The 12,820-nt window shown below is 59.8% G+C and carries 21 protein-coding genes and 2 pseudogenes; 22 read left to right on the top strand and 1 reads right to left on the bottom strand.

The window, feature by feature from the left end:
- The 17 genes and pseudogenes from Q0239_RS04420 to Q0239_RS04340 form a co-directional block, all read left to right on the top strand.
- Positions 1-326 (top strand): glutathione S-transferase family protein (locus tag Q0239_RS04420; RefSeq protein WP_298599017.1); only part of this gene is annotated, 326 nt, incomplete at its 5' end.
- Between the two features lie 89 nt (positions 327-415).
- A complete protein-coding gene (locus Q0239_RS04415) occupies positions 416-916 on the top strand; it encodes a hypothetical protein (RefSeq protein WP_298599016.1) in 501 nt (166 codons plus the stop codon).
- On the top strand, positions 894-2,210 hold the full coding sequence (locus Q0239_RS04410) for a terminase family protein (RefSeq protein ID WP_298599013.1): 1,317 nt from the start codon (positions 894-896) through the stop codon (positions 2,208-2,210). Before Q0239_RS04415 ends, Q0239_RS04410 begins: the two co-directional genes overlap by 23 nt.
- A 169-nt stretch (positions 2,211-2,379) precedes the next feature.
- Positions 2,380-3,474: pseudogene (locus Q0239_RS04405) on the top strand (phage portal protein); the annotation flags it as partial.
- Positions 3,460-4,401 (top strand): DNA/RNA non-specific endonuclease, encoded by a 942-nt coding sequence (locus Q0239_RS04400; RefSeq protein ID WP_298599020.1) that lies wholly within the window; start codon positions 3,460-3,462, stop codon positions 4,399-4,401. The pseudogene Q0239_RS04405 and the gene Q0239_RS04400, both read left to right, overlap by 15 nt.
- 4 nt (positions 4,402-4,405) lie before the next feature.
- The gene (locus tag Q0239_RS04395; protein WP_298599010.1) at positions 4,406-4,900 is read left to right on the top strand and encodes a hypothetical protein; all 495 of its coding nucleotides are present in this window, start codon (positions 4,406-4,408) and stop codon (positions 4,898-4,900) included.
- Positions 4,897-5,160 (top strand): DUF6127 family protein, encoded by a 264-nt coding sequence (locus tag Q0239_RS04390; protein ID WP_298599007.1) that lies wholly within the window; start codon positions 4,897-4,899, stop codon positions 5,158-5,160. Before Q0239_RS04395 ends, Q0239_RS04390 begins: the two co-directional genes overlap by 4 nt.
- A complete protein-coding gene (locus Q0239_RS04385) occupies positions 5,157-5,531 on the top strand; it encodes an HK97 family phage prohead protease (RefSeq protein ID WP_298599005.1) in 375 nt (124 codons plus the stop codon). Before Q0239_RS04390 ends, Q0239_RS04385 begins: the two co-directional genes overlap by 4 nt.
- A 2-nt stretch (positions 5,532-5,533) precedes the next feature.
- Positions 5,534-6,601 (top strand): phage major capsid protein, encoded by a 1,068-nt coding sequence (locus Q0239_RS04380; protein WP_298599002.1) that lies wholly within the window; start codon positions 5,534-5,536, stop codon positions 6,599-6,601.
- 148 nt (positions 6,602-6,749) lie between these two features.
- Positions 6,750-7,091: a hypothetical protein gene (locus Q0239_RS04375; protein WP_298598999.1), complete on the top strand. Its 342-nt coding sequence runs from the start codon at positions 6,750-6,752 to the stop codon at positions 7,089-7,091.
- Positions 7,088-7,285 carry a hypothetical protein gene (locus Q0239_RS04370; protein WP_298598996.1) on the top strand — a complete coding sequence of 66 codons (198 nt, stop codon included), beginning with the start codon at positions 7,088-7,090 and terminating at the stop codon, positions 7,283-7,285. Before Q0239_RS04375 ends, Q0239_RS04370 begins: the two co-directional genes overlap by 4 nt.
- A gap of 108 nt (positions 7,286-7,393) precedes the next feature.
- Positions 7,394-7,846, top strand: coding sequence for a hypothetical protein (locus tag Q0239_RS04365; RefSeq protein WP_298598993.1), 453 nt, complete (start codon positions 7,394-7,396; stop codon positions 7,844-7,846).
- Positions 7,846-8,463 (top strand): hypothetical protein, encoded by a 618-nt coding sequence (locus tag Q0239_RS04360; protein WP_298598990.1) that lies wholly within the window; start codon positions 7,846-7,848, stop codon positions 8,461-8,463. The genes Q0239_RS04365 and Q0239_RS04360 overlap by 1 nt, the downstream gene beginning before the upstream one ends.
- Positions 8,464-8,480: 17 nt before the next feature.
- Entirely contained in the window at positions 8,481-9,020 is a 540-nt protein-coding gene (locus Q0239_RS04355; RefSeq protein WP_298598987.1) for a hypothetical protein, read from the top strand.
- Positions 9,017-9,343: a head-tail adaptor protein gene (locus Q0239_RS04350; RefSeq protein WP_298598984.1), complete on the top strand. Its 327-nt coding sequence runs from the start codon at positions 9,017-9,019 to the stop codon at positions 9,341-9,343. Before Q0239_RS04355 ends, Q0239_RS04350 begins: the two co-directional genes overlap by 4 nt.
- Positions 9,343-9,537 (top strand): hypothetical protein, encoded by a 195-nt coding sequence (locus tag Q0239_RS04345; protein ID WP_298598981.1) that lies wholly within the window; start codon positions 9,343-9,345, stop codon positions 9,535-9,537. Before Q0239_RS04350 ends, Q0239_RS04345 begins: the two co-directional genes overlap by 1 nt.
- Positions 9,534-9,935, top strand: coding sequence for a DUF3168 domain-containing protein (locus tag Q0239_RS04340; RefSeq protein ID WP_298598978.1), 402 nt, complete (start codon positions 9,534-9,536; stop codon positions 9,933-9,935). The genes Q0239_RS04345 and Q0239_RS04340 overlap by 4 nt, the downstream gene beginning before the upstream one ends.
- 3 nt (positions 9,936-9,938) lie before the next feature.
- Here the strand turns inward: Q0239_RS04340 and Q0239_RS04335 are convergent, their stop codons facing one another.
- Complete coding sequence (locus tag Q0239_RS04335) at positions 9,939-10,205, bottom strand: hypothetical protein (RefSeq protein WP_298598974.1); 267 nt, start codon at positions 10,203-10,205, stop codon at positions 9,939-9,941.
- A gap of 50 nt (positions 10,206-10,255) precedes the next feature.
- On the opposite strand from Q0239_RS04335, the gene Q0239_RS04330 reads away from it, so the two are divergent.
- From Q0239_RS04330 to Q0239_RS04310, 5 genes and pseudogenes are all read left to right on the top strand, one after another.
- The gene (locus tag Q0239_RS04330) at positions 10,256-10,663 is read left to right on the top strand and encodes a phage tail protein (RefSeq protein ID WP_298598971.1); all 408 of its coding nucleotides are present in this window, start codon (positions 10,256-10,258) and stop codon (positions 10,661-10,663) included.
- The gene (locus tag Q0239_RS04325) at positions 10,660-10,974 is read left to right on the top strand and encodes a gene transfer agent family protein (RefSeq protein ID WP_298598968.1); all 315 of its coding nucleotides are present in this window, start codon (positions 10,660-10,662) and stop codon (positions 10,972-10,974) included. The genes Q0239_RS04330 and Q0239_RS04325 overlap by 4 nt, the downstream gene beginning before the upstream one ends.
- Positions 10,971-11,177 carry a phage tail assembly chaperone gene (locus Q0239_RS04320; protein WP_298598965.1) on the top strand — a complete coding sequence of 69 codons (207 nt, stop codon included), beginning with the start codon at positions 10,971-10,973 and terminating at the stop codon, positions 11,175-11,177. Before Q0239_RS04325 ends, Q0239_RS04320 begins: the two co-directional genes overlap by 4 nt.
- Positions 11,177-11,773: a tail tape measure protein gene (locus Q0239_RS04315; protein ID WP_298598963.1), complete on the top strand. Its 597-nt coding sequence runs from the start codon at positions 11,177-11,179 to the stop codon at positions 11,771-11,773. Before Q0239_RS04320 ends, Q0239_RS04315 begins: the two co-directional genes overlap by 1 nt.
- A 3-nt stretch (positions 11,774-11,776) precedes the next feature.
- Positions 11,777-12,820: pseudogene (locus tag Q0239_RS04310) on the top strand (TIGR02217 family protein); the annotation flags it as partial.

The raw sequence follows: 12,820 nt of genomic DNA, 5'->3' as shown, positions 1-12,820 counted from the left end.
GGAAGATTTTCTTCAACCGTGTCGTCTCGCCCAAATTCATGGGCAAGCCGGGGGATGAGGAGGCTGCCAAACAGGGTGAAGCCGAAATGGTGCCGATTTACGATTATCTGGAAGGCATCATTCCCGCGTCCGGCTTTCTGGTAGGTGACCGGCTGACGCTCGCCGATATCGCGGTTGCCAGCCCCTTTGTGAATGTCGCGCATTGCGGGATCGTGCCTGACCCCGCCGCATATCCAAAGCTGACTGCATATCTGGCGGGCATCCACGCGCGCCCGGGATTTGCAACCTGGATACCGCGCGAACGCAAGATGCTTGGTCTGGGATAAAATAACCATATAGGTAAAAATATCTTGACATCGTAACGCCAATACGGCACATATTGCGATATTGGGAAAATGCGATTCGGGCCGGGGCGGTGAAAACTGCTTCCGGCCTTTTCGTTGCGCGAAAGGATTTGGCGATGGTGTTTGGAAAGAAGGCTGCGGGCAAAGGCTTTGGCCCCGCCGCGCAAAAGAAATTCCTGGCGCACCTTGCGCAGACATCCAATGTCAGCGCGTCTGCCAAGGTCGCAGGCGTCACGACCCGGCCGGTTTACGACCTGCGCAAGAAATCCGAGCCATTTTGCGCGAAGTGGCTCGCGGCTCTGAGTGAGGGATATGCGCGGCTGGAGGCGAACCTGCTGTCGGAAGCCCTGTCGGCCCCGGCAAGCAATATGAAGGACAGCACCTTCAAGCAGAAGCAGATGAAGACGCGGATTGGCATGGCGCTGCTCGCCGCGCACAAGGCAACTGTTCGCGGCTCCGCCAAGCCTGCACCGTCACGCTCACGCGATCCGAAAGAGGTGCAGACGCGGCTGGAAGCCCGCTTTGCAGCCATGCGCAAAAGGATGGGCGATGACCGCGGCGCCGCAGAGTGAGGCGGAGCGGGTCGCGCAACTTTCAGGCGAGGATTACGTCAATTGGTTGAAGGAGAAAAAGCCGGAAACGTTGTGGCAGATCGAGTATGATTGGCCCTTCTGGGCACGCACCGACCAGTATCCGCCATCGGGTGATTGGCGCACCTGGTTCGTGATGGCCGGGCGCGGCTTTGGCAAGACGCGGATGGCTGCCGAATATGTGCGCAGTTGCGCCGAGGCCGACGGTTCGTTGCGGATCGCGCTGGTCGCTGCAACACTGCACGAGGCGCGCAGCATCATGATTGAGGGTGAAAGCGGTTTGCTCGCCATCGCGCCTGACGAGATGCGCCCGATATGGGAGCCATCGCTTAAAAGACTGGTGTGGCCGAGCGGTGCGATCGCCAATGTCTTCGCCGCGTCAGAGCCTGAGGCGCTGCGCGGCCCCGAACATCATCTTGCTTGGGCGGATGAGGTCGCCAAATGGGAAAAGGGCACCGATGCATGGGATAATCTGATGATGACGATGCGGCTGGGCGAGGATCCGCGTATCGTCGCCACCACCACTCCGCGCGCCGTGCCGCTGGTGCGGCGATTGTTGAAGGAAGAAGGCGTTGCGATCACCCGCGGCGCGATGGAGGCGAACCGGGCCAACCTGCCCACAAGCTATCGGCAGGCGATGGCCGAAACCTATGGCAAAGCGCGGTTGGGGCGGCAGGAATTGCTCGGCGAATTTCTGGAAGATGCCGAGGACGCGCTGTGGACGCGGGATTTGATCGAGCGGTGCCGGGTGAAGGGCGTGCCCGACATGCGCCGTATCGTCATTGGCGTCGACCCGCCCGCTTCGGCCGGCGGCGACGCCTGCGGGATCATTGCGGTAGGCAAGGGCGCCGATGGCAAGGCCTATGTCCTCGCCGACCATAGCGTGAAAGGCCGATCGCCCGAAGGCTGGGCCCGCGCCGTCTCCGCCGCCGCAATCGCCTGGGGTGCAGATCGCGTGGTGGCAGAGGCAAATAATGGCGGTGACATGGTGGTCAGCACGCTGCAGGCCGCCGATGTGGCGATGCCGGTGAAAAAGGTCTCGGCCTCACGCGGCAAGGTCGCACGAGCAGAGCCGGTGGCGGCGCTCTATGAGGCAGGCAAGGCATTCCATATCGGGGCGTTCCCCGAGCTGGAGGATGAACTGTGCGGCCTGATTTCGGGCGGTGGCTATGAAGGGCCGGGCCGATCCCCCGACCGCGCCGACGCGTTAGTCTGGGCAATGAGCGAATTGATGCTGGGCAAGCGCGGGAACGAGCCGCGCGTTAGGGTGCTTTGATCTCCAATCCTCCCCATCGACGTGCGATGGGGAGGGGGACCACCGAAGGTGGTGGAGGGGAAGCGGACGCAGTCCGCCCCGCCAAGGCAGAAATCCCCTCCGTCAGTTGCTGTGCAACTGCCACCTCCCCAACGCAAGTCGTTGGGGAGGATCAAAAAAGGAAAACCAAATGAAACTCTTCGGCTGGAAGTCGGCCGGGCGCGGGATGCTGCGTCCGGCCAAAACGCATGTTGCGCTCACCCGTGCCTTTGCGGGCGGGGTGATTGGCGAGTGGCCCAAATCCTATGAGGCGCAGCTGCGCGAGGGCTATCTCAACAATGTCGTGGCGCAGCGTGCGGTGCGGCTGGTGGCGGAGGGGGTGGCTTCGGTGCCGCTTTCTGCTTCGGATGAGGCGGCGCTGGCGTTGGTCAAGGCGACCAGCGGCGGGCAGTCGCTGCTCGAGACGCTGGCGGCGCAATTGCTGCTTCATGGCAATGGCTATGTGCAATTGCTCACCACGCCCGATGGCGGCGTGTGCGAGCTGTATGCGCTGCGGCCCGAACGGGTTTCTGTGGAGGCCGATGCGCGCGGCTGGCCCGCCGCATTCCGCTATAAAGCGGGGGAGGCGATAACGCGGCTGGCGGCGAACGAGGTGATCCATATCCGCACGCATCACCCGCTCGATGACCATTATGGCTTGGGCTGCCTGGGTGCTGCATCTGGGGCGATCGCGATCCACAATGCCTCGACGCGCTGGAACAAGGCGCTGCTTGACAATGCGGCGCGGCCCAGCGGCGCGCTGGTGCACGAGGCAGCAGAGGCGCTGTCGGGTGAACAGTTTGACCGGCTGCAGGAGGAGTTGAAACGCAGCTTTTCTGGGCAGGATAATGCCGGGCGGCCGATGCTGCTCGAAGGCGGGCTCAAATGGCAGACGCTGTCGCTGACCCCTGCCGATATGGATTTTGCCGGGCTGAAGGCAGCGGCAGCGCGCGAGATTGCGCTCGCTTTTGGCGTGCCGCCCATGCTGCTCGGCCTGCCGGGTGATGCGACCTACGCCAATTACCGCGAGGCAAACAAGGCGCTGTGGCGACAGGCGATCCTGCCGTTGGCGGGGAAGATTTTGGACGCGCTGGCCGAAGGGCTGCGGCCCTGGTTTGCCGATCTGGCGCTGTCGGTCGACGTCGATCAGGTGAGTGCGCTAAGCGAAGATCGCGAGCGTCTGTGGGCGCAGGTGGCGGGCGCGGATTTCCTGACGCCGGAGGAGAAAAGGGTGGTGGCGGGATTGGGCCCGGTGCCGGAAAAGCCGGTGCTTCCGCAGCCTGATGAAGAGAACAAAACGGGAATATTAGAGCTGAAATTCAATCCCTGGCACGACACCGAGGATGGCAAATTCACCTTCGCCGGTCAGGGACGGAATTTTGGCAAAGGTGGCGGGGGCAGTTTCGGTGGCGGGGGTGCCTCGGGCACTTGGGGCAAGCCAAAACCGAAAGAAAGAACAGAGGCGATTCCAAAGCGAACTGCGACAACTGCTATTCAAGCGTCCATCCAGCCAAAGCCCACTTCTAAACCTAAAGTTCGCAAAGCCACTTTTCAAAGACCTCGGCAAAACCCCCAAGTTCAGCCAGAGACTAAGCCGCCTGCAACGACGGGAGGAGGCCGGTCACCGCCCAACTCTAACCCTGCCTACGAACAACTAGATAGCATAGTTGCCACCGGCGCTGCCGCGACGGCAGTGGCCGCTACGGCGCTGACAACTGCTGGAGCTGCCGCCTTAGCCGTCAAGCCATTCACGGTTGTTCAAACGGTAAGCGCAGGAGGTTATAACTTCGACATTGATGGTTTTGAACGTGCAGGCAAAATATATGGAAAAATTAGGCACGTACCTGGTCAAACTCGATCAAAGCGACTGCAACGTGAAGCGGGGAGGCCTGATAGAGAGCCATCTGATCATGGAGGACACTACATTGCACGAGAATTCGGTGGTCCCGAAATACCGGAAAATCATTTTGCGCAAGACGCAAAAATCAACCTAGGAAGATATCGCAGATTAGAAAACAAGTGGAAAAGGGCGGAGAAGCGAGGCAGCGACGTATATGTCGAAATCACTCCTCAATATACAGGTAGTTCCAAACGCCCAGATTCCCTTGAAGTGCTTTACAAAATCGACGGCAAAATTCGTACCAAAACAATTCCGAACAAAACGGAAGGATAGAATAATGAATCCTGATGTTCAGATGGGTGAAACCTTGAATGCTATCGGTCAAGAAATATCCGAATTGCTTGGTTTCCAACCGAACAGAACGTTCTTGTATGTGGAGGTGGATGATGAGGGCTATGAGATCTCGATTTTTGTCGAAGATGATCGATCAGTTTTGTACCATTTTCCGAGTAGAAAGATATTCGAACTCGTTCAGCATCTGTGGGAAATCGCTGATGACGAGAAAAAATGGTCTGTTCTCGAATTTGAAGTTTCCGACGGAAATTTCGACGCAAGTTTCACATTTTACGATCAATATGATCCGAACCAGAACGATGACGATGATGAAGAAGACGGGTGTGATCAAGCGATACGAAAACGCTTTGGCGGCAAGCCGGTAATATATCCCGATTTAGGTCCGGGTGCTGTCAAACTCACTCTTGATGACCTGTCGCATCGCGACGAAGAGAACGGAGCTAGTGCTGCCCTGACAGCAACAAGGACTCCAAAATGACAATCGAAGACAAACAGCTCGGCGAGCTTCTCGCCCGGGCTTCGGAGGCTGGTGCCCAGCGGGCGCTGGCGCATCTGGGGCTCGCCGATGAAAGTGCGGCGAAGGACATGGCCGATTTGCGCGAGCTGCTCTCCGCCTGGCGGGATGCCAAAAGGTCGGCGCGCAAGGCGGTGGTGGAATGGCTGGTGCGCGGCGCCTTAGCAGTGTTGCTGATTGGCCTTGCGGTGAAACTGGGGCTGGGCGGGTTGGTGATCAAATGACGCGCTTCGCAGGCTATGCCGCTATTTTCGACCACCCCGACCGAGGCGGCGATATCGTCCGCAAGGGTGCCTTTGCACGTGCGGCGAAGGCCGGATTGCCGCTGTTGTGGCAGCATGACCAGGACCGCCGCATCGGCTTTGTCGAGCGCGTCGAGGAAGATGCGCGTGGCTTGCGTGTCATCGCGCAGATGGATCCGCAAGCGCCGCCGGTGGCGAGCGGGGCGGGGCTATCCTTTGGCTATCGTGTGCGCGGAAAAAAACAGGGAACATATCGTGAACTAACTGACCTCGACCTGATCGAAGTCAGTGTCGTCAACCATCCCATGCAACCGCTTGCGCGGGTGCTGGCTGTCCATCCAGAAAAGGAGTGATTATGGACTATGAAGTGAAAGCCGACCCGTTGGAGGCGGCATTTGAGGCGGCGGTGATCCCCGCCGCTGTGGTGCGTCCGCAACTAGCGGCTGGTAACGTAACCGATCCGGCGCGATCGGCCTTTGTCGAAGGCTATTTGCGCAAGGGCCGCGAGGTTGAACTGAAAAGCTTTGCCGGCAATGTGCCCGCCGACGGCGGCTATGCGGTGCCCAAGGAAATCGACGCGGTGATCGATGCGACGTTGAAAGCGATCTCCCCCATCCGTGCGGTTGCCAATGTCGTGCAGGTAGGCAGCGCTGGCTATCGCAAGCTGGTGACGACCAATGGCGTTGCCTCCGGCTGGGCATCGGAAGTCGCCGCCCGCCCGACCACCGCGACCCCGACCTTCAACGAAATCGTACCCAGCTTTGGCGAGCTTTATGCCAATCCGGCAGCAACTCAGGCGATGCTCGACGATGCGCAGTTCGATGTCGAGGCCTGGCTGGCCGACGAAATCGCTACGCAATTTGCCAAAGCCGAAGGAACCGCATTTGTTAATGGTGACGGTGTTGACAAACCAAAAGGGTTCCTGACCTATACAGTCGCGGCGACCGGAGATGCCACGCGTGCTTTTGGCCAGCTGCAATATGTGCCGGTGGGCGCGGCGTCGGACTTCCCGACCACCAACCCGCAGGACAAGTTGCTCGACCTCGTCCACGCGTTGCGTGCGCCTTATCGGCAGGGCGCTGTGTGGGTGATGAATTCGGCAACGCTGGCAAAGATCCGCAAATTCAAGACCAGCGACGGCGCCTTTGTCTGGACGCCCGGCCTCGTCACCGGCCAGCCCGATACGCTGCTGGGCTATCCGGTGGTTGAAAGCGAGGATATGCCGGACATTGCGGCGAACAGCATGCCGATTGCCTTTGGCAATTTCCGTGCGGGATATCTGGTGGCGGAGCGCAGCGAGACCAACATCCTGCGCGATCCCTATTCGAACAAGCCTTACGTCAATTTCTACGCGACGAAGCGGATTGGCGGGGCGGTTTCGAACAGTGAGGCGATCAAGCTGCTGAAGATTTCGGCTTCCTAGGTTTGAAAATCCTTACCATTGAAACTTCATGCTGAACTTGTTTCAGCATCCATCTATCGGCCTCACCTGTCGGTCTGTGCGGAGAAATGGACCCTGAAACAAGTTCAGGGTGACGGTTTCAATTGGCTTTGTGGCCGGAAAGAAACCAATGCCCCCATACACCTTCCAACGTGGCGAGACGATTTTGCTCGCGCTCGATGCAGTGACGGGTGATCCCCAGTCCGTTACGGCTATCGACGCGGTGATGAAAGCTGTCCCGCCCGGCCGCACCGGCGTGCCCGATGGCGCGCCGGTTGCGGCCACTTTTTCTGTTAGCCAACGAACTGCGCAGGGTGACATTCCGCCCGGATGGACGTTGACCATCAATGCAGCCGCATCCGCTGCTCTGGTGGCTGGCAACTATCTGGCGGATGCCCGACTTGAGGTTTCCGGCGGAGTGATCGTGACCGAACCGGTTGCGATCCGCATCGCGTCATCGGTGACGCCATGATGCTGCTGCAATGGCGGATGCCCGATCCTGCGTTGGTTCTGCGCTGGCGTGGGCCGGATGGCGGGATTGCCGCTTTGGTGGCGGCCAATCCGCCATCGCCGGTGCCGACGCTGATAGGTCCGCCCGGCGTTGCTGGTCCCCAAGGTCCGGAAGGGCCGGTCGCGGAGATTATCGACGGCGGCACTTTCAACTGAAGTTTTTGGCTCACGCAGAGGCGCAGAGGGCGCAGAGATTTTGATCAGCCTTCTCTGCGTTCTTTGCGCCTCTGCGTGAAATCCTTCTGAACATTAAAGGGATATCAAATGCCCAGATTACAACTCAAACGCGGCCTAAAAGCCAACCTGCCCTCTGCTTCAATGCTCGCGGGCGAGGCGCATTTCACGACTGATCGCGGTACACTGCATGTGGCGACCGGCGCGACATCGAAACTGCCTGTCGTTCCGGCAATTGATGACCTCGGAACCATCGCTGCAGTCGATGGTGCAGCGGACTTCCTGATCCTCCATGATGCCTCGGCAGCGGGGCAGAAAGAGGGCAAGATTACCGTAAATGCCTTCAAGACGGCATTGAACATCCCGTCTTCGGACCTCGACGAAAAGGCTGCAGTCGTGTCGGGTGGCACATCCGGTTATATTTGGGGAACAAATGGAACCGATGGGGTTATTCGAATGAATGCGTCAATGGCTTGGAGCAAGGATGCGGGCAATGCCTTTGTAACACTCGCGGTCGGTGATGTGGACTGCGGAACTTTCTGATGCCGGGCCTTGCGCACAGGCGCGGGACGCGCGCGCAGATTGATGCTGCGGCTTCATCGAGCCAGCTTCGCACCGGCGAGGTATACCTGATCACGGATGAAGCCCGCTTGACGGTCGGAACCGCGACCAATGCCCATGAACCAGCTGCCAAGCAAAGCGAGGCGGGTGGAGGTGGCAGTGATCCGTGGACCTGGCAGAAACTTGCCGCCGACGTTGCCAACAGCACGACCACATTGGCGGCGGCGACCGGACTGTCGTTTGCTGCCAGTGCAAACACCTCTTACCTGATCAAAGTCTATGGCGCGCTGCAGTCTGCGGCGACCACCACTGGCGCAGCGCTCGCTGTCGATATCCCGTCAGGTTTGGTCATCGGGCAGGCCATCATAAACTCGAGCGCATCGGCCGTGCTGGCCACCGAGCAGATTGCCGACAACGCTACCACCGGCGTAACCACCGGTGTCAGGGCGGCCAACACCAATATTCCATTTCAAGCATGGTTCCGCGTCGATATCGGCGCGACTGGCGGTACCGTTCAACTGCAGTTTCGCAGCGAAGTCGCTGGCTCGGCCGTCACCTTGAAAGCCGGTCTTACCGCAATGGGTCGCCGCGCGATCTAATTTCCAAGGAGAATAATATGATCAGCCGCGATGCGGTGGTGCTCGGCAGCGATATGCTGGACGAGGCCCGCGCCTATTTGCGCTTTGAAAGCGAGGAAGAAGATGCTTCGCTGGGCACTGTCCTGCTCGGCGCGATTGGCCATGTCGAGGCCTATTTGGGGCAGATGCTTTTGCGCAGGAATGTGCGCGAGGTGGTCCCTGCAAGCATGCATTGGCAACGCCTGTCAGTGTTGCCTGTCGTGCTGGTCAACTCGGTTACAGGTATCCCGGTTGAGGGCATGCCTTTTGCGCTGTCCAGCGATGCCTACAAGATCGAGATTGACGCCCATGGTGAAGCCTGGTTGCGCGTAATGCAGCCGGGATCGGCGGGACGCGTTGAACTCGCCTGTCTAGCTGGAATGGCGCAGGCATGGGCCGAACTGCCTGAGGCGATCCGGCTTGGTATATTGCGGCTGGCAGCACACCTGCATCTGCATCGCGACAATCCGGATGATATAGGCCCGCCCGAGGGCGTTGCCGCGCTGCTTCGTCCCTGGCGGCGGAGGCGGATCGCATGAGTGGCGAGTTTTTGGGCTCCTTGCGCGAGCGTGTTACCATCGAGCATCGGCTCGGCAATCGCGACGCGTTGGGCGGCGCGAGTGGGCGTTATGCCTATGGTGGAGCTGCCTGGGTTGCAGTGTCGCCGTTGATACCTGCCGACCTTACCGCCGCCGATAGCCTATCTGCTATACCAAGATGGCAGGTGACGATGCGCAAGCGCGAAGGCATCGATCTGCGCACCCGCCTTGTCTGGCGTGGGCGCTTTCTGGGGGTGCGCAACATTGTCAGCGATCCGCGCGATCCGGCGCGCATGGTGCTGACATGCGAGGAGGCACGCTGATGTTTGAGCGTTTGCAGGAGGCCGCAGATCGTCAGGCTGACCGGCTGTTGATGCGAGTCATCCATCGGCTGGCGAAGGCCGAAACCCCTGAAGGCGTCGATATTGAACCGCTTGACGACGGCGTACGCCTGTCCGGGCGAGGCTTGAAACACCGCATGATTGATGACGCCCAATTGAGGAATTTTGGACGATGAGCGACGCAATCGAGATCTTGCAATCCGCGTTGGTGACCGCGGTGGAAACGCACCCAGTGCTGGCCGATGAGCTGACCGGTGTATTCGACGGCCCACCGCCGCGCGCGGCCTTTCCCTATATTTCGATCAATGATGAGGTGAGCGCCGACTGGAGCACCAAAACCGCGACCGGGCGGGAGATCCGCATGGGTCTGACTGTGTGGGACGATGGTGAGAGCGCAACGCGGTTGCACCAGCTCATCAGCCATGTTGAAGATGCCGTCGCCGCGCTCCCCCGCGATCTTTCGGGTTGGCGAATTGCGAGCATCGTTTTTCTGCGTTCGTTTGTGGCGCGCACTGCGGCGGGCGCCTGGGCAGGTGTCGTCGATTACCGGATCAGGATGCTTTCGACGGCCTGAGGGTCAAACCATTGGATAGTCGCTCTTGCGCTTGCGGCGTTTGGGCGGCTCTGCCTTGCATTCGGGCAGCAACACCGCCGGTCCCCGGCTTTCAGGTTGCGGTGTCGGCAACAGGCCCTCGGGCGCCGTGCGATGCGGCTCTGTAGGCGCGGTTTTGTGTGCGCCCATCAAGATTTCGGCTGACGGACAGGCGTCCCCAGCTTTCGCATTTTGCTGCGCCCCAACAGGTGCAGCAATCAAGCTGCTCGCGAGCAGCATTCCAACCAGCATGGCGACCTCCTCTCCCCAGATTGAGTCGTCTTGAAACGGAGACAGTATCGATGCCTGCAGAAAAGGGAAGTGCCTTCTTGCTGAAGGTTGGCGATGGCGGTTTGCCGCCGGTTTATGCAACCGTCGCCGGGTTGCGCACAACGCAACTCAGCATCAATGGCGATGCCGTAGTCATCACCAACAAGGACTCGGGCGCATGGCGTGAATTACTCTCGGGTGCGGGCGTTCGGTCGGTTTCGGTTTCAGGAGCCGGGGTGTTTACAGGATCGGTTGCCGAAACGCGGATTAAGACCAATGCCCTGTCGGGTGTGCTCGATGACTATGAATTGAGTTTTGAAAGTGGCGAACGGCTGCGCGGTAAATTCTTGGTCGCGCGGCTCGACTATGCCGGGGATTTCAACGGTGAGCGCAGTTATACGCTGGCGCTCGAAAGCTCAGGCGCGGTGGTGACGTTGTGAGCAGGCCTGCAAATCCGGTCCGCGGTGAAGCCATGCTGCACTTCGGCGATGACAAAATTTTGCTGCGCCCGACTTTTGCAGCATTGGTTGCTGCAGAAGAGGAGTTGGGGCCTTTATTTGCTCTGGTCGAGCGGGCAGCATCGGGCCAACTCAAGCTATCGGAAATGGTTGCGTTGTTCTGGCATTGCCGGTTTGAAGCCCAGGATAAACTTGATCGGAACGGATTTGCCGAGGCTGTTGCAGAGCAGGGCATCGCAGAAAATACGCCCGTACTGAAAATTCTGCTCGGGCAGATTTTGTCCGGGCAATGAGCTTTTCCGACGTCGCCCGCAGACTAGCCGGGCAGACCGCTCTGCTGCTGGGCTGGCGGCCCGACGATTATTGGAATTCGACCCCTGCCGAACTGCTTGCCATTCTGAACGCCATGCCTCGACCCGATGAAGACGCTGCAGACGGCTCGATGCTGTCTGCATTGATGTTGCAATTTCCAGATGCCCCGACCGGAGGTGAGTAATGGATGAAGAAATAGAACGGCTGGTGGTTTCCGTTCGCGCTGACACACAGGGCTTTGCTCGCGATGTCGCATCGATGCGTGCGGAGATGGAAGGCCCTTTTGCCGCCGGCATCGAACGGACCCGCCGTTTGCTGGAGAGCAGTCTGACCCGCGCGATCCAGACCGGAAAATTCGGGTTTGAGGATCTGCGTCGGATTGCGCTCTCGGCACTAGCAGAAATTGCCTCTGCAGCCATCCGGTCGGGCATGAACTCGATCTTGGGCGGTGCTGGCGGCGGGCAGGGGCAGGGCGGACTTTTCGCGTCACTTGGTTCGATCCTAGTCAGTGCGCTGAGCGGGGCGCCCGGGCGAGCAACGGGCGGGCCGGTTGCGCCGGGCCGGGCCTATCGGGTGGGTGAACGCGGGCCTGAACTGTTCGTACCGACATCGGCGGGTCGTGCGGGGGGCGCCGCGGGGCAAATTCGTGGGGGGGGTAATGTGAACCCGCCGGGCAATGCCTCGGGCAAAGGGCGGGGGAGCGCGCCCGATGCCCCGCAACGATCTAGTCGCCAGAAGGTTCGCTCGCTGCGCCGGGCACTTTCGGAAGTCGAGGCTTGAACCATGGCCTATTGGCTTTGCAAAAAACGGAGGCGGCAGGAGAGCAGCCCGGTAATGCGCTTCGACCCGCGTTTCTGGACGCTCAACTTTCCACGACCGATGATGGCGTCCGTAATCACCCAAGGCGCGGAAGCGCTGCGCGTCGATGCGGTCTTCTATCGTGGGAACGATTTGGCCGGACTTATCTGGGAAAGCGAAGACAAGTGGGATCATCCGCTACTAGCCTATGAGACCAACCGCGATTACCGCCACCTCATCCTGCGCTTTCGCTGGCGCAGCGAAGGCGTCATGCCGCTCGATGCGATTAATGGGCCGACGCTTACAATCGAAGGCCGCGATGCAAATGGTTCTCCCAAAAGCTGGTTTGTGCGGCTCTGGAACTATGCGGTCGGAACGCCGACCGATGCGATCATCACCCTGCCTTTCAGCAGCATAGAGGGCGGCTTTGCTCTTCCGGCGGACGCCGATCCGCTGTTTGCAGGTGATATCGATCGCATGTTCATCTCGATCGTGCCGCCCAACTATAGCGAGATCGGCGGTGATTTACCGGCGGCGGCAGAGGGTTGGGTCGAACTGTCCGGAATCCGGAGCGACGGGGCAGGCGCGATGCTCGACACCGGCGACGCGATGGTTCCCGAACATGACCTCAAAATGGCGACCGGTTATGACGATGCCTATAACCAGACGCCCGAGCGATTGCTGCGGCAAATCCGCGCGCTCGGCTATCGCGGTACGATCAACCATTATGTCGGTATGAGCCACTATTACCGGCTCGAGCCTTTGTCAGGCGGGCATTATGTAAGTCTTGCAGGCGGCGCGCTCAATTCGCCGTGCAATGCTTGGCATCTGGATTTTGCCCAGCGTGCCAAGGCGATGGGTTATGACCTCATCTTCTCTCTCAGCTATGAACTGTTCGACGCCAATTGCTGGAATGACTGGAAGCAGCGCGCGGAAAATGGTGATCCGGCGCTAACCGGCTGGTCGCCGCCGTCGACACTGCTGTCACCAGCGCATGCTGGGGCGATGGCCTATCTGCAAGCGGTCGGT

It is taken from the genome of uncultured Sphingorhabdus sp. (genome assembly GCF_937872355.1).
Taxonomy (GTDB): domain Bacteria; phylum Pseudomonadota; class Alphaproteobacteria; order Sphingomonadales; family Sphingomonadaceae; genus Sphingorhabdus_B.
This window is presented reverse-complemented; position numbering and strand designations above follow the sequence as displayed.

What these genes read in the sequence shown, in the direction of transcription:
- Q0239_RS04410 (WP_298599013.1), top strand. Translation starts at nt 894, where the DNA reads ATGACCGCGGCGCCGCAGAGTGAGGCGGAGCGGGTCGCGCAACTTTCA.
- Q0239_RS04395 (WP_298599010.1), top strand. Translation starts at nt 4,406, where the DNA reads ATGAATCCTGATGTTCAGATGGGTGAAACCTTGAATGCTATCGGTCAA.
- Q0239_RS04390 (WP_298599007.1), top strand. Translation starts at nt 4,897, where the DNA reads ATGACAATCGAAGACAAACAGCTCGGCGAGCTTCTCGCCCGGGCTTCG.
- Q0239_RS04385 (WP_298599005.1), top strand. Translation starts at nt 5,157, where the DNA reads ATGACGCGCTTCGCAGGCTATGCCGCTATTTTCGACCACCCCGACCGA.
- Q0239_RS04380 (WP_298599002.1), top strand. Translation starts at nt 5,534, where the DNA reads ATGGACTATGAAGTGAAAGCCGACCCGTTGGAGGCGGCATTTGAGGCG.
- Q0239_RS04375 (WP_298598999.1), top strand. Translation starts at nt 6,750, where the DNA reads ATGCCCCCATACACCTTCCAACGTGGCGAGACGATTTTGCTCGCGCTC.
- Q0239_RS04370 (WP_298598996.1), top strand. Translation starts at nt 7,088, where the DNA reads ATGATGCTGCTGCAATGGCGGATGCCCGATCCTGCGTTGGTTCTGCGC.
- Q0239_RS04365 (WP_298598993.1), top strand. Translation starts at nt 7,394, where the DNA reads ATGCCCAGATTACAACTCAAACGCGGCCTAAAAGCCAACCTGCCCTCT.
- Q0239_RS04360 (WP_298598990.1), top strand. Translation starts at nt 7,846, where the DNA reads ATGCCGGGCCTTGCGCACAGGCGCGGGACGCGCGCGCAGATTGATGCT.
- Q0239_RS04355 (WP_298598987.1), top strand. Translation starts at nt 8,481, where the DNA reads ATGATCAGCCGCGATGCGGTGGTGCTCGGCAGCGATATGCTGGACGAG.
- Q0239_RS04350 (WP_298598984.1), top strand. Translation starts at nt 9,017, where the DNA reads ATGAGTGGCGAGTTTTTGGGCTCCTTGCGCGAGCGTGTTACCATCGAG.
- Q0239_RS04345 (WP_298598981.1), top strand. Translation starts at nt 9,343, where the DNA reads ATGTTTGAGCGTTTGCAGGAGGCCGCAGATCGTCAGGCTGACCGGCTG.
- Q0239_RS04340 (WP_298598978.1), top strand. Translation starts at nt 9,534, where the DNA reads ATGAGCGACGCAATCGAGATCTTGCAATCCGCGTTGGTGACCGCGGTG.
- Q0239_RS04335 (WP_298598974.1), bottom strand. Translation starts at nt 10,205, where the DNA reads ATGCTGGTTGGAATGCTGCTCGCGAGCAGCTTGATTGCTGCACCTGTT.
- Q0239_RS04330 (WP_298598971.1), top strand. Translation starts at nt 10,256, where the DNA reads ATGCCTGCAGAAAAGGGAAGTGCCTTCTTGCTGAAGGTTGGCGATGGC.
- Q0239_RS04320 (WP_298598965.1), top strand. Translation starts at nt 10,971, where the DNA reads ATGAGCTTTTCCGACGTCGCCCGCAGACTAGCCGGGCAGACCGCTCTG.
- Q0239_RS04315 (WP_298598963.1), top strand. Translation starts at nt 11,177, where the DNA reads ATGGATGAAGAAATAGAACGGCTGGTGGTTTCCGTTCGCGCTGACACA.